Source organism: Evansella sp. AB-rgal1, assembly GCF_041820985.1.
GTDB lineage: Bacteria > Bacillota > Bacilli > Bacillales > Salisediminibacteriaceae > Evansella.
The window spans coordinates 67557-86662 of record NZ_JBGUAU010000017.1; the positions used below are offsets into that span (position 1 = coordinate 67557).

The window sequence follows — 19106 nt, forward strand, 5'->3', positions numbered from 1 at the left end:
ACGTCATCTTTTTTATGTATTATTTATTGACTTACTTTAAAAAAGTAAGTATACTACTTATAGTAATTAGCACCTAGTCAAAATGACCTATAAGGAGTTGGAAAGTATGAGTATATTTGATTTTTCTGCTGTAGCAATGAATGGAAAACGTACCTTATTAGAGGAATATAAAGGAAAAACTGTTCTAATAGTAAATACTGCTGGGCGATGTGGATTTACATATCAATATAAAGAACTACAAAGCTTATATGATCGATATAAAGATAAGGGGTTTGTAATTTTAGGATTTCCTTGCAATCAATTTGATCATCAAGAACCTGATTCAAATAAACAGATTGAGATTAGCTGCATGATAAATTACGGAGTGAACTTTCCTCTTTTTCAAAAAATTGACGTAAGAGATGATAATGCGCATCCGTTATTTAGTTACTTATCACATCAAAAACCATTTGATGGTTTTAATGAATCTCATCCTGTTTCCAAAATATTAATACCTTTAATAAATGAAAAGCACCCTGAGTATTTAATAGATGAGCATTCTATTAAATGGAATTTCACCAAATTCTTAATAGATCCAAATGGAAAAGTAGTGAAACGCTTTGAATGTACATCTGACCCTATTGACATGGAACAGGATATTGAGAAGCTATTATCCGAAGCTAGTGTATAAACGTAAGAAAAAAGGCCTTTCTAGAGATTTATTTCATCTAAAGAAAGGTCTTTATTTACAGTTTTTTATCGGAACGTAATTTCATTAACAGTATTTCTATCTAATTTTTTAATCACTTCTACAATTAGCTTCACCGCATTTTCAAAATCATCTCGATGCAAAATTGCTGCGTGTGTATGAATGTATCTCGTAGCAATTGTGATTGATAAAGCAGGCACACCATTTGCAGTTAGGTGAATGGCACCTGAGTCTGTACCACCTGCAGCTACAGAATCAAATTGATAAGGGATACCCTTCTCGTCAGCCGTATCCGTTACAAAATCACGAAGTCCTTTATGAGAAACCATAGAAGCATCATATATGATTATTTGTGGACCTTCTCCCATCTTCGCTAAAGCATCCTTTGCTGATACACCAGGTGTGTCTCCTGCGATTCCTACATCCACTCCAAAACCAATATCAGGTTGAATATGGTGTGCTGATGTTCTTGCACCACGTAATCCTACTTCTTCTTGAACAGTTCCCACCCCATAAACAACATTAGGGTGTTGCTCGTCTTTCAAACGACGAAGCACTTCAATAGCAATTGCACATCCTATACGATTATCCCAAGCTTTTGCCATTAACATCTTTTCGTTTTTCATTACTGTAAAATCACAAACAGGAACGATGGAATCTCCAGGACGAACTCCGAATTCCTCTGCTTCTTTTTTACTAGATGCACCAATATCAATGAACATATCCTTCTTGTCCACTGGTTTTTTTCTAGCTTCTGGAGGTAGAATGTGTGGAGGCTTAGAACCAATAACTCCTGGTACGTCACCATTTCTTGTCATAATAGTAACTCGTTGTGCTAGCATTACCTGCTCCCACCAACCACCTACAGGTTGGAATTTCACGAATCCTTTATCATCAATAGAAGTTACCATGAAACCAATTTCATCAAGGTGACCTGCAACCATTATTTTAGGGCCGTTTGCATCTCCAACTTTTTTGGCAATTAAGCTTCCTAGGTTATCTGTTTCTACTTCATCTGCAAAGGGAGTTATATATTTTTTCATTACTTCTCTTGGCTCACGTTCGTTACCAGGAATACCATTTGCATCTGTTAATTCTTTAAGCATATTTAACATTTCATCCATCTTATGTACCTCCTACAATAAAATTAAAAATATTATGTCACTTGTCAATTATACCTATTTCTAAAGAAGTTCTCAAATTTCGAATTTCGAAATAAGTGGTGATTGCAACATCGTCAGAGCTTTTTTAGTATCCCTGATCTTGGCGTACATGATTCACTTCGTTTTTTTTCTCATATGCAGAGATTATATCAACTTCACTAAAACCTAGTGCCGAACCTAGGACAAAATAATCTTGAAACAGAGAAACATAGTTTTCCTTCGAACCTACTTGACTTAGCGCAGATACCCGATTCATCACGTTAAGAAAATATGGAACTAATTCTTCTCCTATTACTTGTTGTGTTGTTGACCATTGTACTACCTCTGTTTCTAATGACATCTCAAGACCAATGGAAAGAACAAAATGAACACCATCAACATATTCTTCTAAAATAATATCTTGAGCGGATGGTCCTTTTTCACTCCAAAACTTAAAACAACGAGTTTCGTTAGCTAATTCACCCACTTCTACTTGAAGGGCTAACAGTTTTCGCTGTAGAAGATTTTCGTTTCCTAATTTATGCTTCGATTCAATATAATGATCTAACTCTCTTTGTTTTTCATAAAGGTTACTAATTTGCATGCTTATTACACCTTCTTCTTCTTTTTCTTTGATATAATTACTATTATAACAAAAAGCATATAAATTTTTTGAAACCTTTTTTAGTGCTCATCCGTAAAGGATAGCAATACGTTATTTTTCCTTACTAAAAATTAGGATTTCAGCGTAATTAAATGGGAATAGATAAGTAGTAAGACGTAAAGGGGAGATAATCATGACGGTGATCCTATTTCGCTTGTTCCTCCTTATAGCAATCAGCATCATTGTTTTTAGCGTAGTTAAGTATTTATTAGATCCTAGGAGAAAACTTGAATCTGCACATGCAAGAGGGGAATTTTATATACTAGATGATGCAGATAATGTAAGGAAAAATGTAATGTTTACTTATCGAAATGTTATGTTTGAAGGGGAAAAATTTTTGGGAGCAACGAACGAATCTTTTGAAATTACTTCTATTGTTATATGGACTGAGGATACAGATAAGTTAAGAGGATTAAGTGTTAAAGATTTCCATTTTATGGAAAAAGAGGTTCTTATTCATTATCCAAAAGCTGAAATTGAATGGAGAGAACCGATTAAAGGCTTACTTAAAAAGATGGAAAAAGAGATAAAAGAATAAGTAATGTAATTAATTGTTAACAACAAGCTGAATAGCTTGTTGTTTTTTTGTTTTCCTTCCATGAATGAATTTTTGACGCTAATGAAAGATTCGAGTCAATGTTTTCCAAATCATCTCAAACCCCTGAGACTTCTGGAAGTGAAACTCCCCTTACAACGTATTTGAGTTCATTATAATCCGCTCACCTGTACATACTATCCTTAAAAAGGAGTGATATGATGCATACGGTTTGGAAAGGTACCATTTCATTCGGTCTAGTTAATATTCCAATTAAGCTACATGCAGCTACGGAAGATAAAGATGTTAAGTTACGTAACCTTCATAAAGATTGTCATGCTCCTATTAAATATGCACGAACTTGCTCCGAGTGCGGGGCAGAGGTTAAGAATGACGATATAGTGAAGGCATATGAATATACCGAAGGAAAATATGTGGTTCTTGATGAGGAAGAACTAGAGAAGCTAAAAAAGGAGCAGGAAGAAAAAGCGGTAGAAATTATTGATTTCGTTATGCTAGAGGAAATTGATCCCATATATTTTGATAGAACGTATTATATAAGCCCTAATGAAGGTGGTACCAAAGCATACGCATTATTACGGAAATCCCTATCCGACACAGAAAAAATAGGACTTGCTAAAATAACAATTCGATCGAAAGAAAATTTAGCTGCTATACGTGTGTATGGGAAAACCCTTGTGATGGAGACACTACATTTTCCTGATGAGGTACGAGATATTAAAAACGTGCCGAATATCCCTGACGAAACTAATATTCAGGATAAAGAGCTTGCCACTGCTAAGACGTTGATTGAGCATTTAACTGCAGAATTCGACCCTACAAAGTACACGGATGATTATCGTGTAGAGTTGTTAGAACTCATTCGTAGTAAGGTGGACGATGACGAAGGAGTTACGAAACAAGAACAAACCAATGTTATTGATTTAATGGAAGCTTTAGAAAAAAGCATCGAGAAAGCAAAACCTTCAAAACCTGCGAAAAAGACAACAACGAAAAAAGCAGCAACAAAAAAGCCAGCAGCAAAGACTACAGCAACAAAAACGACAAAAAAACAAACAAAAAAAGCGACTTGAGGGATGTGTTAAATGATCATAAAACCTATTTATCCTTTCGAGCCTGTTAGTTCCTCTTCCGTTCCATCAGGGGAAGATTGGATTTCTCAAATAAAGTGGGATGGAACGAGGATACTAACATATTTTGATGGAAAGGAAGTCAAATTATATAACAGAAAACATAATGAACGAACAATGCATTATCCAGAATTAACAGATGTGACTTCTTACTGTAAAGCCAAAAGTGTTATTTTAGATGGGGAAGTAATAGCTTTAGGAAAAAATGGACAACCATCTTTTCACGAAGTAATGCGTCGTGATGCCATCCGTCGTATGGATCGAGTACCCCAACTGATGAAGACAGTTCCTGTTTACTATATGATTTTTGATATTGTTTTCTATAATAATAAATGGGTAAATGAAAAACCTTTAAATGAAAGAATGGAGCTATTAAAGAAAGTCGTTACACCAAATAAACAAGTACAATTAACAACAATACATGAGGATGGAGAAACCTTATTTGAAGTTACAAAAGAAAAAGGAATGGAAGGGATCGTTTCAAAAAATATCCGCTCCATTTACAAGTTAAAGGGAAAAGACGATAACTGGCAGAAGATAAAAAATTTCCAGGATGTGATAGCCGTAGTCGGCGGTGTCACCTATAGAAATAGCACTGTAAATTCCCTTTTACTTGGGCTATATGATGAAAATGGTACGTTTTACTATGTGGGACATGCAGGAACAGGAAAACTGACTCAAAATGATTGGAGAACAATCACAACATTTGTGGAAGCGTTAATTACCGACGAACGCCCTTTTGCAAATGAACCAGAAAGACTAAATGGAACGAAGTGGATTGAACCGAAGTTGACTGTAAAAATCAAATATATAGAATGGCCTGAAGGACGTTCTATCCGTCAGCCAAGTATCCAAGCGTTTGTTGATGTTCCTCCAAAAGAATGTATTTTACCAAATTAAAAGGAATGGGTTTATGGCAAATCATTTAATTCAGCTAAAAAGCCTCCCAAAAAAGAAGCAACACCACGGCCTTTTTTTCGTTACAGGTTGTAATAAAAAATCAGAAGAATTTACTATTGGTATTCTTAAAAATAATGAAGAACTAGAAGTGGGAAGCTTTACCAAAGGTATTTCAGAATCAGAAGCGGAAGCATTAAAACAAATCATTCAAAATCAAAATAAAGGATCTAGAAAACAACATTTAAAAATTCCACCTAGTATATGCATCGAGCTCCGTTTTTCCGAAATAGAAAAGGGAACAATTGTGGATCCTCAATTTCAAAAATTCCGCACAGATGTTTCTTGGGAAGAATGTACCTGGGCTAATTTGTTAATCCAAAATTCTACAGTAAACAAAGGTGTAACTATTACTCATCCTGAAAAACCTCTATGGAACAATCCTGCTGTAAATAAGGAGCAATTCATTTCCTATCTACATGCTATTTCTCCATATATATTGCCATTTTTAAAAGACCGTATATTAACCGTACTACGTTTTCCTCATGGTGTTATAAATAACGGTGAAGCCTTTTATCAAAAAAACTGTCCTGACTATGCACCATCCTTTGTGCAAACATTTGAAGAAGATGACATAAATTATATTGTCTGCAATGATTTATCTACATTACTTTGGCTAGGGAATCAATTGGCATTAGAATTTCACATCCCTTTTAATAAAATAAAACATCGTAATCCATATGAAATTGTCTTTGATTTAGATCCTCCTTCCAAAGATGCATTTCCCTTAGCGATTAAAGCTGCGTTGGAAATGGAGAAGCTTTTTGATAAATTTGAAATAAAAAGTTACCCTAAATTATCTGGTAATAAGGGAGTTCAGATTCATATTCCTATAAAGGGCTCCTCTATAACATATGATGATGCAAGAATTTTTACTGAATTTATTGCACTTTATTTAGTTCAAAAGTTCCCAAAATATTTTACCGTTGAACGAATGAAGAAAAATCGCGGGAATAAACTGTACATAGATTATGTACAGCACTGGTCCGGAAAAACAATCATATGTCCATATTCCTCACGAGGGAAAGAAGGAGCAACCGTAGCTGCCCCTTTACATTGGAGTGAAGTAGGCGAAAACTTAAAGCCAGAGGACTATCATATATTTTCTGTTTTAGAACGAATAGAAGCACAACCATGTCCTTTCAAAGATTATTTTAAAGAAAAGAATGTGAAAGTTGCTGATATAATAACATCTCTGAAACAAAATAAACAATAAATATATTAACGCTGGCTACTGAACAGGGTGTTACCCTTTTTCAGTAGCCATTATCGTTACCTAGCTCTACTTTGTTTTTTATCACTAATTAATTCCGTAGATTTATCTGGAAAAAATCGGTTCCATTTATATGTGACTATTTCTCTGTTTCCTAAATATGCAAACAGACTTATTAATAAAACAAAGAATAAGATTGAGACATAAAAAGGCATTTCCATTACAGCTTGACCAAACGACGTAAAGAGTATGGAAGGTAAAATTACTCCACCAATGGAATACCGCATATAATCTTTAAATGAGCTAGTCATTTCCATTAAATATAGGGAAAGTAAATGAAAATGTACGAAAGGCATCATGCGTAATATCATAACTTGCGCTAATGTTAAAACACGATCTTTTAACAATTTATTTTTCAAAGAAGAAATTCTAGTTCGAAAGGAAGGGAAAAAATCAACTAATTGATAAAAGAAAAAACTCATTAGAGATAAACCAATAATATTATAAATAGTACCGTGAACAAATCCGAACAACATCCCTCCTGCAATACAGACAAAGATAACAGGAATAAATAAAAACGGCCTTATTAAATGGATAATGAGGAATAATACAGGAGCTAACCAACCAGCTTCTTCAATAACGTGAGGAATTGCCTCGTTGAACATTTCCATGATGGTGCTTCCCCCTCTCTCCTAAAAAGTCTATGTGTTAGCTAGACAGACTATGTCAGAGGATTGATTCCTTTTTCTCAGATTCTAGAGGAGAATGATAAGTAAGAGTAAATGAACCGAAAGGAGGAAAGGCAGTCCGATAGAAAACAACTTCTTCTTTGTCTTATGTCGATATACCTTAGAAGCAACTAACATCCCAAATGCCCCTCCGATTAACGAAATTAGAAGTAAGAAGCGTTCTGAGATACGCCACGTTCCTTTAATAGCTCTTTTTTTATCCATTCTCATTAAAATTAATCCTATGAAGTTAACGAAAACTAAATACACTACAAAAATATGAGTTAATTCAATTTCACTCATTTTACTTTCTTCCTTCCACACTATATTCCATTATTATATTTTTGTGTTATCAAAAACGAAAATGGTAATGATAATTACTTCCTACCCCTTTTTGCCTAAGATCACGAGCCACCAGCAAATGTTCTGCCAGATTTAAAGTGCGATCTTACATTTTTATATCTGGCAAGTTATTTGGCCTCAGTGAAGAACTGCCTAATAAGCTTCTATGCAGCTTTGCGAATGAGTTTACCGAGTAGCAAGTAGGCGCTGGAGCTGGACTTCTTTGCATGACACACTAGTTATTCACAGTTTAAAAAAATTTAGTTTCATTAACAAAGAAAAAAGTCACCCTTAATGAGTGACTTTTCCTTGTTGATTTATTGTAAACCAGCTTTCGCTTTTTCAGCTAAGTCAGCAAATGCTTTCTCATCATGAATAGCGATGTCAGCAAGCATTTTACGGTTCATTTCAATACCAGATTGCTTTAATCCGAACATGAAACGGTTATAAGAAAGACCGTTGATACGTGCTGCAGCGTTGATACGTGCGATCCATAATTTACGGAAGTCACGTTTCTTTTGTCTGCGGTCACGGTATGCATAAAGTAATGATTTCATTACTTGTACTTGTGCAGATTTAAATAATCTATGTTTTGAACCATAATAACCTTTAGCGAGCTTTAATACTTTTTTACGACGACGACGGGCAACATATCCGCCTTTTACTCTAGCCATCGTAATCCCTCCTTCATAATCAATTCTACGTTAGTAGTTTTGCTTTAAGCAAAATTTATTAAATCATTTGTCCAATGCGTTTTTGATCACTCTTGCTAACTAGTCCGCCCTTACGAAGCTTTCTCTTTTGCTTTTGAGATTTGTTTGCTGCTAAGTGACTTGTAAATGCATGGGAACGCTTCAATTTGCCGCTTCCTGTCTTTTTAAAACGCTTAGCTGCGCCTCTGTGTGTTTTCATTTTTGGCATCTTGGGTTTCCTCCCTATCTGCGAATTTCGTTATCTTGTTATATCAACTTACTATTGTTGTTGTCGTTGAAATGAATCAGTCGTTCGTTGTAACCTTTATTTTTCAGCTTTAGGTGCAAGGATTAGGAACATACTACGTCCTTCCATCTTCGGCACTTGTTCAACCGTTGCAATGTCTTCACATTCTTTAGCCAATTTTTCTAATACTACCTTCCCAATTTGAGAGTGAGTAATAGCACGACCACGGAATCGAATTGCAGCTTTCACTTTATCGCCCTTTGTTAAGAATTTACGAGCATTACGTAACTTTGTATTAAAGTCATGCTCCTCAATTGTCGGGCTTAGGCGAACTTCCTTCGTGTTGATAATCTTTTGATTTTTACGAGCTTCTTTATCTTTCTTTTGCTGCTCGTAACGGAATTTTCCGTAGTCCATGATCCGACAGACTGGCGGTTTTGCATTTGGAGCCACCATTACAAGATCTAGATTAGCATTTTGAGCCATTTCTAAAGCTTCTTGTTTTGTTTTGACACCAATTTGGTCACCGTTTGCACCGACCAAGCGCACCTCTCTAGCGCGTATTGCGTCGTTAATGATCATATCCTTACTAATGTTGAGCCACCTCCATAAATTATTGGGGATCAAAGCAAGTTTTGATCAGTGATCCTTACACCTTCTGTTGCTCTATTTAAATAATAAGAGCTTGAAGTCAAAATAAAAAAGCATGGTGCATTATTCGCCCACACTTTTACACGTGTTGTATCACTTCATGTAACCTGCCAACATTTATCGTCGATCAGGTGAGAAGCGGGCGCTTCTTCTTGCTTTGTTTCCTATTTAGTTCACTTGAATACTTTACCACATTGATATTGCTATGTCAAATAGTGAATTATTTTTTGAAAATAATTTAAGAAAGGTTCTTTGTAATTGATTTAATTTGATCTACTGAAACTGGTTTACTAAAATAATAACCTTGCACGTTATTACAGCCAATAGACTTTAAATATTCATATGTTTCTTTTGTTTCCACTCCTTCTGCTGTAACAAAAACACCTAGCTCCTCACCTAACTTGACTGTAGAACTTACAATGGCTTTATCTGCTCGATTATTTAGAATATCTACAATAAATGATTTATCAATTTTTAAGCAATCGACTGGAAAATTCTTTAAATAAGTCAATGAGGAGAAGCCACTACCGTAATCATCAATTGCAATGGAAAAACCAATTTGTCTTAATTGATTAATTTTATTTACACTACCTCTCGTAATATCCATTAATCCATTTTCAGTGATTTCAAATTGAATACTACTAGGCTTTACGTTATAATCGGAAACTATCTTTGTTATTTTCATAACAATATCATTTTGTTTTAATTGTTTAGATGAGATATTAATAGAGATTTTAATTTCCTTACCTAGTTGACCTTCTAAATATCTTAAATCTTTACATGCTTGGTGTATAATAATTTCCCCTAAAGGAATAATCAAGCCTGAATCTTCGGCAATTTGTATAAAATCCATTGGAGACACAATACCTTTGATAGGGTGAAACCACCGAACCAATGCTTCCAGATATACAATTTTATTTACATTTACTTGAATAATAGGCTGGTAAAACAATTGAAAGTGAGTTCCCACCATGATTGATTTTCGTAACTCTGTTTCTATTTCTATTTTCTTAAGAAACGCTTCCTTCATCTCCTTAGCAAAAACACAGTTAGTTCCACTACCAGAGCTCTTTGCCGCATTCAATGCCATATCAGCATGTTTCATGAGTTCTTCACTATCTCTCGCAGTGTTTGGATAGATAGCAGAACCTATACTTACCTGAATAAATGACTCCATCTTATTATAGTAAAAAGGTTCCTGAAAGACTTTCATTATTTTACTGATTTCTACTGAGATGTCTTCCTTTTGCAAACGATCGAGAACAAACACAAATTCATCTATTCCAATTTGATACAGTCTCCAGCTTACTTTATCAGATTGTTTTATAGCGAATGATTCTAATCTCGCTGCAACTTTTTTTACAATATAATCACCCACAGAATACCCTAACGTATCAATAATATTTTTAAATTGATCAATATTAACTATAACAAGTGCTACTTTCTCATTATCACTATGTGTATTCGCTAATGTATTCGTCAGTTCTTCCTCAAGTAATAGGCGATTTGGTAAACCAGTAATGATATCTTTATAAGCCATTAATTTTCTTAGTTGTTCCTCATATTCTTTTCCTTCTGTAATATCGGAGCGAATAGAGATAAACTTTTCGGGTATCCCCATCGAATTTAGAATAGGATAAATGGTTGTTTGGACCCAGTAAAAATCCCCATTTTTCTTTCTATTTTTCACTTCACCAACCCATGTATTCCCACTTTTTATTGTTTTCCACATTTCTTGATAGAACTTTTTTGAATGATAACCTGACTTAATTAAACTGTACGTTTTACCAATCAGTTCTTCCCTTGTATAACCAGAAATTTCACAGAATGTTTCATTCACTTCAATAATTGTTCCATTGGAGTCTGTGACACCTAAGATACATGCCTGATCAAAGGCAGTGTGCAATTCTTTTAATTGATTAAGAATTTCTTCTAATATTGGACTAATATTTCCGTACTCTTTTTCTAAGTTTGTATTCAACTGGTTGATTAATCCATAAATTATATTTAAAGGTGACAATATTGCGCACTTCCTTTTACCGTTCTTTAGTACCTCATTCTTTTTTGTCGAATAAAGTAAAATTATATCGATATATATCGAATGTATTTATAATGCCATTTTACTTTGTTTCACAAATTTACACAACTTCACATTTTACAATAAACCAAATGAAGATATAGCACTTGCACCCTTAACAGTTGTATATCTGGCAGATTATTTGACCTCGAGCGAAGAACTGCCTGAATAGGCTTCTATGTAGCTTTGCGAAAGAGTATACCGAGGTGCAAGTAGGAGATGAACTTCTTACCATGACACAACTAGTTATCCACAGGTCAAAAAAATGTACTACGCTAAATAATAATAAAAAGGACACCCGCCTGACTTCAAGAGGTGTCCTTCCAGAATTATTTTTTTCTATTAGCTATCTCATTCTTAACATCCGCCACAAATTGCTCTAGACTTACTTCTTCTGTTTCCTTTTGTCCATATTGACGAACATTTACACTATTAGATTCAATCTCTTTATCACCAAGCACTAAAATATATGGAATCTTTTGCATTTGTGCTTCTCTAATTTTATAACCTAGCTTCTCATCACGTACATCGACATGAACTCGAACACCAGCTTGTTTTAGTTCATCTTCCACTTTACGTACGTAATCCATGTGGACATCACTTACTGGAATTGCTTGAACTTGTATCGGTGCTAACCAAGTTGGGAATGCCCCTTTATATTCTTCCATTAAGAATGCTACAAAACGTTCCATTGTTGACACAACACCACGGTGAATGACAACTGGACGATGTTCTTTTCCGTCTTCTCCAACATACGTTAATTCAAAACGATTTGGTAAGTGGAAATCTAACTGTACTGTTGATAACGTTTCATCTTTCCCTAACGCTGTTTTTACTTGAACATCAAGCTTAGGTCCATAGAATGCTGCTTCCCCTTCTGCTTCCACGTATTCAACCTTCATGTCTTCCATCGCTTCTTTTAACATCGCTTGTGCTTTGTTCCACATTTCATCATTATCAACGTATTTCTCTTTATCCTCTGGATCTCGGTAAGAAAGACGGAAATAATAGTCATCTATTCCAAAGTCTTTATATACCGCTTGAATTAATTCAACTACACGAATAAACTCATCCTTTAATTGATCTGGTCTACAGAAAATATGAGCATCATTTAAAGTCATTGCACGTACACGTTGTAATCCTGCAAGTGCTCCTGACATTTCATGACGGTGCATTAATCCTAATTCTGCTATTCGCACTGGCAGATTACGATAGCTGTGTAATTGATTTTTATAAATCATCATATGGTGTGGACAGTTCATTGGACGTAAAACTAAGTCTTCATTATCCATGCCCATTGCAGGAAACATATCCTCATGATAATGGTCCCAGTGCCCCGATGTTTTATAAAGTTCTACACTTCCTAAAACTGGAGTATAAACATGATCGTAGCCTAAACGTTCTTCAAGATCTACAATATAACGTTCAATTGTTCTACGAATTGTTGCTCCTTTTGGAAGCCATAAAGGAAGGCCCTGTCCTACCTTTTGATTAATTGTAAAGATACCTAGTTCTTTCCCTAGTTTTCGATGATCGCGTTCTTTTGCTTCTTCTAATAAACGTAAGTGCTCATCAAGTTCTGATTGCTTTTGAAATGCGGTACCATAAATTCGTTGAAGCATTTTGTTTTTGCTATCTCCACGCCAGTAGGCACCATTCACAGTCATAAGCTTGAACTTTTTGATTTTATTTGTAGATGGGAGATGAACACCGCGGCATAGATCAAAGAACTCCCCTTGTTCATAAATGCTAATTTTTTCCCCTTCTGGTATATCTTCTAAAAGTTCTAATTTTAACTCATCACCAATTTCTTTATAGCGTTCAACCGCTTCTTCTCTATTCACTTCTACACGACGAATCTCTAAATTTTCATCTGCTATTTTTTTCATTTCTTTTTCAATTTTCACTAGATCTTCTGGAGTAAGTGAATGTGGCATATCAATATCATAGTAAAAACCACCTTCAATCACTGGACCTACTCCTAATTTCACATCATCAAATAGACGTTTTACTGCCTGTGCTAGTAAATGAGCCGTACTATGTCGTAATACCTCTAAGCCTTCCTTCGAATCATACGTAACAATCTCTAAATTTCCATCTTCTTCAATTGGTGTACGTAAATCTATTAATTCACCGTTTACTTTCCCAGCTAGTGCATTTTTTTTCAAACCAGAAGAAATAGAAGCCGCAATTTCTTCTGTTGTTGTTCCACTTCTGAACTCTTTCTTCGCCCCATCGGGAAAAGTCATAATAATCTTTTCAGCAACTGCCATAACAAACACTCCTTACCATTCTCAAATTAATATTTTTATAAAACAAAAAACACCCGTCCCTATATACAAGGGACGAGTGTGAGACCGTGGTTCCACCCTATTTTCTAAACACTCAAAAAAAGAAATATATCATATCCCATTTTCCTGGATGTATAGCTTCGTTACTCTATAACGGAGAGTCCGTCAGTCCATACTTGGGATTTTTCCCGTTCCGCACTGAAGTTTAGAGGTGGTAAGTGAATTCTCGTACTAGGGAGCTTCCAGCCATGTCTCCCCTCTCTGATAAGTCGTTTGAATAACACCCATATCCTCATCATCACATATAACTTGTTTTCTTATTTCTTATGATAGTATTATAATGACCAAAAACAAGAAAATCAAGCATCTGTGAAAAAAAATCAATATACTTTACAATTCCACTGAAAAAGATCTTGTTATACTATTTATAGAACTCTTTAAAAATTGACTACTATTTACTAATAAGATTTCCTCATACCATCTTCTCTTAATTCTACACGTTCTTCAAATATCGTTAATAATGATTGAATTAGGCCTTCATAATGTCTATTTGGATAGACTATAATTTTCTGCGGTGCAATACATACAAGTGGTCCTACGACACGTTCCGATATTGGCAATGGATCCTCAAAATTTAATTCTTTCGTAAGCCACTTTTCAAATCTTTTTGATGTTATTTTTGCACCGTCCATATCGACCATGGTTATTTCTTGATCAACATATAAGTGAACAGTATGAATTCTTGGCGGATGATCCTTTAGATAGTCACGGCATGTTTGAACCATAATTTGATATGAATGTTCTAGCTTGTATTCATCAATTGCCTTTTCCAACACTTCTGTTAATTTCTCTTTAATTTCACGCAATCTAAATCGTAGAAATGAGTCAAATGAGAAGCGCACTGCTTCCTCAAGAAATTGATCATAGAGCAAAAACATCTCTTTTTGGATTTTTATAATATCCATATCTAAAGAAATAGCATCTTTAGCATTCAAGAGTAAATCTCGTGCATGTTCCACAATTGCCTCAATTTCATAAGTATCCTCATAGTGAAACCCTTCTCGTAATAATTGTTCAAACCAAATAGGCAGGACTTTCTGTATTGTCATATTCGTAAATATGGATGCAATCCTTGTCCTCTTACTTTTTTCTTCTCCCGTTAATGCAGAGAAATTAATACATAGGTTAGTGTGATTCTCTATTTTCTCTATACTAATCACATGTTGAACACCACCATATGTATCCATTGATTTTAACAATTGATTATAGAAGGCTTCACATAAGGATGAATCTTCAAACTGAATCGTTAACAACGGCAGCCCCTCCCAATCATGCAAAGCAAGTTGAACTTGGGAAGTGTTCTCCTTCTTACAGCTTCAACTGATTTGCAAAACATCTATTACATATATATGGGGAAGCTGTCCAAATATGAATCATGAAAAAAAGAAAAGTCAAAAGGGATTTTCCCTTTTGACTTTTCTCTGAAGCAATGATCGACGTCTCTGGTTTCTTTTAAGCCCGTTATGAGCAGATTTTCTCTTAAAGGGCGTACAGAGTGTGTAGTCACATTGCTACTTATTTTTTCCTTTTAGAATAGTGGATTAGTTCTGCATAATGAAATCTTTTTCTGCTGATGTTTCTCCATCAAATGTACGTATAATTTTGTATTTTGTATCACGTTGTGCTGGTACTTTTCCAGCTTCTCTAATTAAGCGAAGAATTAAATTTGTATTCACTTTATGTGTTGCTCCTGCAGCAGAGACTACATTCTCTTCGATCATCGTACTTCCAAAATCATTACATCCATATGATAGAGATTTTTTACCAACTTCAGGGCCCATTGTTACCCAAGAAGATTGGAAATTAGCGATATTATCAAGGAAGATTCGAGATATAGCTACGTTTTTTAAATAATCTTCTGGAGATAAACGATCTGCTTTCATATTTGTATTATCTGGTTGGAATAACCATGAGATATACGCTAAGAAAACTCCTGTTTCATCTTGAGCATCACGTACACGTTGCATATGAAGGGCTCGCTCTTCATATGTTTCACCAAAGCCAATTACCATTGTAGCTGTACCATGCATTCCAACTTTTTTTGCTGTTTTCATACAGTCGATCCATTCTTCCCATGTACCTTTTAATCGACTTATTCTTTTTCTCGTACGATTATCTAGGATTTCTGCTCCACCACCTGGAAGAGAGTCTAACCCTGCTTCGTGTAGTTGACGACAAACTTCCTCTAACGAAAGACCTGACACTTCCACCATTTTATAAATTTCTGCTGGTGAAAAAGAATGCATTGTTATATTCGGAAATCTCTTTTTAATTTCTTTAAGTAGATTTGTATAGTAGCTAAACGGTAAATCAGGATTCGTTCCACCTTGCATTAGGATCTCCGTACCACCAATATCTACAGTTTCTTGTATTTTAGTAAAGATACTTTCATCATCTAGGACATAGCCTTCTTCATGACCTGGTGGACGATAAAAAGCACAGAAGCGACAGTACGTATCGCAAAAGTTAGTGTAGTTTACATTTCGTCCAATAACAAATGTAGTAATAGGTTCTGGATGCCATTTTTGCATAATTTCATTTGCTACTGCACCTATTTTTTCTACTTCATCACTTTCATATAAACGTACTGCATCTTCTACTGTGATTCGTTCACCGTTACGTGCGCGGTCAAGTATATTATCAATGCTCATTATGGGAAATCCTCCATTCTATAAAGCTAGTAAACATAATTAATTCTATCGTAACATAGAAAACTTATAATTACCTTGGAAAATTATTAATTAGTTTACGTTTACCCTCGCTTATTTTCACCTTTCATATCAATCACGTCATTTAAATGGCGAATGCGTTCCATGATTCGTTTTGCCTTTAACGCATCTACTTTTTCTACTCCACCACGTTGCGTATATGATAAGTGAGATTCTAGTTCTTCTAAATCCAAGTTAGAAGTAAATAAGGTAGGCAACTTTTCCATCATTCGATATTGAAGTAACGCTCCTAGTATATCATCACGGATCCAATTAGACATGGTTTCTGCTCCAATATCATCAATAATTAGTACTCGTGACCGCTTTACAGAATCCAACTTATTTTGATAGGATCCATCGGAAATTCCACTTTTTAATTCTCTGAAAAAATCAGGTGCATATACAATCATCGTTTCTAATTTTTGTTCTGCTAATTTATTTGCAATAGCTCCCATTAAATAGGATTTCCCAACACCGAACGGACCATATACATATAACCCTCGGCCACTTTCCCCTGGATTAACATTAACAACGAACTCCATCGCTTTCGCAATAGCCATCATTCTAGATGGGTTGTCCTCATGTATTTCATTAAATGTTGCCTCTGTCATCTCTCTTGGAATATATAAACTCTTAATTAAAGAAGCATGTCTTTTACGTTCATCTTCCTTGTTTTTTATAATACAGCTTTGATACTCTATTTGAAAATCATTTCGATATAATAATAGCTGTGGTTGATATCCTTGCATCAAATTTGGACATGCCCCTAAACCAGGGCAATTATCACAGTTTTCCCATTGTTTTTTATATTGAAAAAGCTCGTTCATACCTTTTGTGATTTGATCATTTGAGATATCGGGGTAATTTGATAAAAAGGATTGAATTCGCTTATCTTGGAGTATTTCTTTCGTCATTTGCTGAAAGCGTTGTTCAAACTTTCCATCGGCAAAGTTTTGCAACGATTTACCAATAGACTCCATATTAGCTTCCCCCTTTTGGTTTGTTTAGCATTTCTTTATATTGTTCTAACTTCTTCTTTGCTTCCATCCATTCCTCTGGATTTTCATCAGTTTTATTCCAACTATCATCTGTCATCCATTTAGGTAATGGTTCCGCCCGTACATTACTCTGTTTCGAAAAATTTGATTTCGATGCATCTTTAGGTTTGTTTTTTTCTGCCTGTTTGTATGCTTCATTTTTTTCCACTTCTTTTTTTGCAAACAACATTGCTTCTTTTACTGTTTTTAACTGTGCTCGTTTCCAATGCCCCGCAATTTTAAAAGCAAAATTCTTAATAAGTTTTTTTTCACTAACGAAAAATAAATACTCTAGCAAAACATTGACTACCCCTGGTTCTAACTTATAATCAAACATTAATTGCTCGACTATTTCCATATCCCCTGGGTAGACTTTTGCACCTTCCCCTAGCTCTTGCAAGAATTCTATTGGAGAAGTTGTCTCATAGTAAAAGATTTGCTTCTCTTCCTCTGTCTTGGGTTCAGTTTTCACTGTTCGTAATTCCTCCGGTTGTACTCGCAGTCCTAACTTTGGAGGATGATCTACTTCTTTTACACGATAACGACGCTTCACTTGATTTCTAAGTTCAGCATGATCGAGTTCATCTGTATGAAGAATAGCATCTTGAACTACTTTACTCATTTCACTTGGATCCAATTTATATAAAAAAGCTAATTTTTGTATAAGACGTTCATTATCAGCTTTTGCAAATTCTTTTTTCGGAACAAACGCAGGTAAAAATGCAAGGAATGCTTCATAATCAAAGTCATTACTTGCCAATTCATAATCTGTCTTGCCTCTTCCCTCTAATGTGTCAGAGGAAGTGATAGCATCTAGCATATCTGGGTGACTACTTCTCATCTCTGATGGATGAACGGAAGTAAAAACCTGATCAAATGATTTTGTTATGTTTTCAAGCTCTTTTTTCTCCACTGTATCAATTCGAAAACTATTGCGTAGTTTTACATATTTATCTTTGCTTCCTATGCGATTATACAAAAAAACACTTAACATATCATCTTTAAAAAATGCTTCTGGAGACAGCGGTGCTTGTAAAGCATAATAATATACTAATTCATCCCCTTGTTTTTCGCGAAGAACCTTTACTAAGCCTATTGCTTCTAATTTCTTTCTTTCCTGAAATAATTCATCTAGATTCTTGCCTGTATAAATCATTAATGACTTGTGAGTCTGCTCCACAATCTTCCGTTCATTTCTTGCAACCTCACTTACGAGAGTCATATAAAGGCTATATGCAGTAGCACCAATTAAAGGTTGATATAATAATGTTACTACATCTCGATCTGTCTCATGAAGTCTGTCCTCCATAAAGGCAATATATCGGTCTGAAGGTATTATTTCTTTCCAATGCAATACATATCACCTTAACTTTCCTCTAGTATGAAAGAAACTTTCGTCATATTACGACAAGTCTTTTATAGAAAAAAGGAGCGTATATTCGCTCCATTCATTTACTTCTTATTTTCACGCTCTAATAGTTCTTTTAATTCATCTACAAAGACGTTTATATCTTTGAATTGGCGATATACAGAAGCAAATCGAACGTAAGCAACATCGTCTAAAGATGCCAAATAACCCATAACTATCTCTCCAATATCATGGCTCAACACTTCAGAAACCCCTTGGTTTCGAATTTCCTTCTCTACATCTTCTACAATTTTTTCTAATTTCTCTAACGGCACTGGTCGTTTTTCACATGCTCGAATTAGTCCGCGTAATATCTTCTCACGACTAAATTCCTCGCGATTACCATCTTTCTTCACAACGATTAATGGTGTTTTTTCTACACGTTCAAATGTTGTAAATCGGTAACTGCACTGTTCGCATTCTCTTCTTCGACGAATAGATTTCCCTTCATCACTAGGTCTTGAATCCAGTACCCTCGTTCCATTATTTTGACAGCTTGGACATATCACGGGCGA

General features: G+C 35.0%; 19 protein-coding genes and 1 other annotated feature. Of the genes, 5 read left to right on the forward strand and 14 right to left on the reverse strand.

Going from position 1 to position 19106, the window contains the following annotated elements:
- Window positions 1-106 precede the first annotated feature (106 nt).
- A complete protein-coding gene (locus ACERII_RS15370; RefSeq protein WP_373643494.1) occupies window positions 107-670 on the forward strand; it encodes a glutathione peroxidase in 564 nt (187 codons plus the stop codon).
- A gap of 65 nt (window positions 671-735) precedes the next feature.
- Here the strand turns inward: ACERII_RS15370 and ACERII_RS15375 are convergent, their stop codons facing one another.
- Together ACERII_RS15375 and ACERII_RS15380 are read right to left on the reverse strand one after the other, a co-directional pair.
- A complete protein-coding gene (locus ACERII_RS15375; protein ID WP_373643495.1) occupies window positions 736-1812 on the reverse strand; it encodes a M42 family metallopeptidase in 1077 nt (358 codons plus the stop codon).
- Between the two features lie 124 nt (window positions 1813-1936).
- Window positions 1937-2434, reverse strand: coding sequence for a dUTP diphosphatase (locus tag ACERII_RS15380; RefSeq protein ID WP_373643498.1), 498 nt, complete (start codon window positions 2432-2434; stop codon window positions 1937-1939).
- A gap of 193 nt (window positions 2435-2627) precedes the next feature.
- Here ACERII_RS15380 and ACERII_RS15385 point away from each other — a divergent pair, with 193 nt between their 5' ends.
- The 4 genes from ACERII_RS15385 (at window position 2628) to ligD (ending at window position 6353) form a co-directional block, all read left to right on the forward strand.
- The gene (locus tag ACERII_RS15385; RefSeq protein ID WP_373643499.1) at window positions 2628-3032 is read left to right on the forward strand and encodes a sigma-w pathway protein ysdB; all 405 of its coding nucleotides are present in this window, start codon (window positions 2628-2630) and stop codon (window positions 3030-3032) included.
- Window positions 3033-3250: 218 nt separating this feature from the next.
- A complete protein-coding gene (gene ku, locus ACERII_RS15390; RefSeq protein ID WP_373643502.1) occupies window positions 3251-4123 on the forward strand; it encodes a non-homologous end joining protein Ku in 873 nt (290 codons plus the stop codon).
- A 12-nt stretch (window positions 4124-4135) separates the two neighbouring features.
- On the forward strand, window positions 4136-5080 hold the full coding sequence (locus ACERII_RS15395) for an ATP-dependent DNA ligase (protein WP_373643503.1): 945 nt from the start codon (window positions 4136-4138) through the stop codon (window positions 5078-5080).
- A 13-nt stretch (window positions 5081-5093) separates the two neighbouring features.
- Complete coding sequence (gene ligD / locus ACERII_RS15400) at window positions 5094-6353, forward strand: DNA ligase D (RefSeq protein WP_373643506.1); 1260 nt, start codon at window positions 5094-5096, stop codon at window positions 6351-6353.
- Window positions 6354-6409: 56 nt separating this feature from the next.
- On the opposite strand, the gene ACERII_RS15405 is transcribed toward ligD, so the two are convergent.
- From ACERII_RS15405 to nrdR, 12 genes are all read right to left on the reverse strand, one after another.
- A complete protein-coding gene (locus ACERII_RS15405; RefSeq protein WP_373643508.1) occupies window positions 6410-7021 on the reverse strand; it encodes a TVP38/TMEM64 family protein in 612 nt (203 codons plus the stop codon).
- Window positions 7022-7105: 84 nt separating this feature from the next.
- Window positions 7106-7381: a DUF1294 domain-containing protein gene (locus ACERII_RS15410; RefSeq protein ID WP_373643510.1), complete on the reverse strand. Its 276-nt coding sequence runs from the start codon at window positions 7379-7381 to the stop codon at window positions 7106-7108.
- A gap of 356 nt (window positions 7382-7737) precedes the next feature.
- Entirely contained in the window at window positions 7738-8094 is a 357-nt protein-coding gene (rplT, locus tag ACERII_RS15415; RefSeq protein ID WP_373643511.1) for a 50S ribosomal protein L20, read from the reverse strand.
- Window positions 8095-8152: 58 nt separating this feature from the next.
- Window positions 8153-8341, reverse strand: a complete 189-nt coding sequence (gene rpmI / locus ACERII_RS15420) for a 50S ribosomal protein L35 (protein WP_373643512.1) — start codon at window positions 8339-8341, stop codon at window positions 8153-8155.
- Window positions 8342-8437: 96 nt separating this feature from the next.
- Entirely contained in the window at window positions 8438-8941 is a 504-nt protein-coding gene (infC, locus tag ACERII_RS15425) for a translation initiation factor IF-3 (RefSeq protein WP_373643514.1), read from the reverse strand.
- A gap of 110 nt (window positions 8942-9051) precedes the next feature.
- Window positions 9052-9170: a sequence feature (ribosomal protein L20 leader region), on the reverse strand.
- A 78-nt stretch (window positions 9171-9248) separates the two neighbouring features.
- Window positions 9249-11030 carry a sensor domain-containing protein gene (locus ACERII_RS15430; protein WP_373643516.1) on the reverse strand — a complete coding sequence of 594 codons (1782 nt, stop codon included), beginning with the start codon at window positions 11028-11030 and terminating at the stop codon, window positions 9249-9251.
- A gap of 386 nt (window positions 11031-11416) precedes the next feature.
- The gene (gene thrS / locus ACERII_RS15435) at window positions 11417-13360 is read right to left on the reverse strand and encodes a threonine--tRNA ligase (RefSeq protein WP_373643518.1); all 1944 of its coding nucleotides are present in this window, start codon (window positions 13358-13360) and stop codon (window positions 11417-11419) included.
- 476 nt (window positions 13361-13836) lie between these two features.
- Window positions 13837-14691 carry a putative sporulation protein YtxC gene (locus ACERII_RS15440; protein ID WP_373643520.1) on the reverse strand — a complete coding sequence of 285 codons (855 nt, stop codon included), beginning with the start codon at window positions 14689-14691 and terminating at the stop codon, window positions 13837-13839.
- A 288-nt stretch (window positions 14692-14979) separates the two neighbouring features.
- Window positions 14980-16089 carry a cyclic dehypoxanthinyl futalosine synthase gene (gene mqnC, locus ACERII_RS15445; RefSeq protein ID WP_373643522.1) on the reverse strand — a complete coding sequence of 370 codons (1110 nt, stop codon included), beginning with the start codon at window positions 16087-16089 and terminating at the stop codon, window positions 14980-14982.
- 101 nt (window positions 16090-16190) lie between these two features.
- Window positions 16191-17126: a primosomal protein DnaI gene (dnaI, locus tag ACERII_RS15450; protein ID WP_373643523.1), complete on the reverse strand. Its 936-nt coding sequence runs from the start codon at window positions 17124-17126 to the stop codon at window positions 16191-16193.
- A gap of 1 nt (window position 17127) precedes the next feature.
- Entirely contained in the window at window positions 17128-18537 is a 1410-nt protein-coding gene (locus ACERII_RS15455; protein WP_373643524.1) for a replication initiation and membrane attachment family protein, read from the reverse strand.
- A 98-nt stretch (window positions 18538-18635) separates the two neighbouring features.
- Window positions 18636-19100 (reverse strand): transcriptional regulator NrdR, encoded by a 465-nt coding sequence (gene nrdR, locus ACERII_RS15460; RefSeq protein WP_373643525.1) that lies wholly within the window; start codon window positions 19098-19100, stop codon window positions 18636-18638.
- Window positions 19101-19106 lie beyond the last annotated feature (6 nt).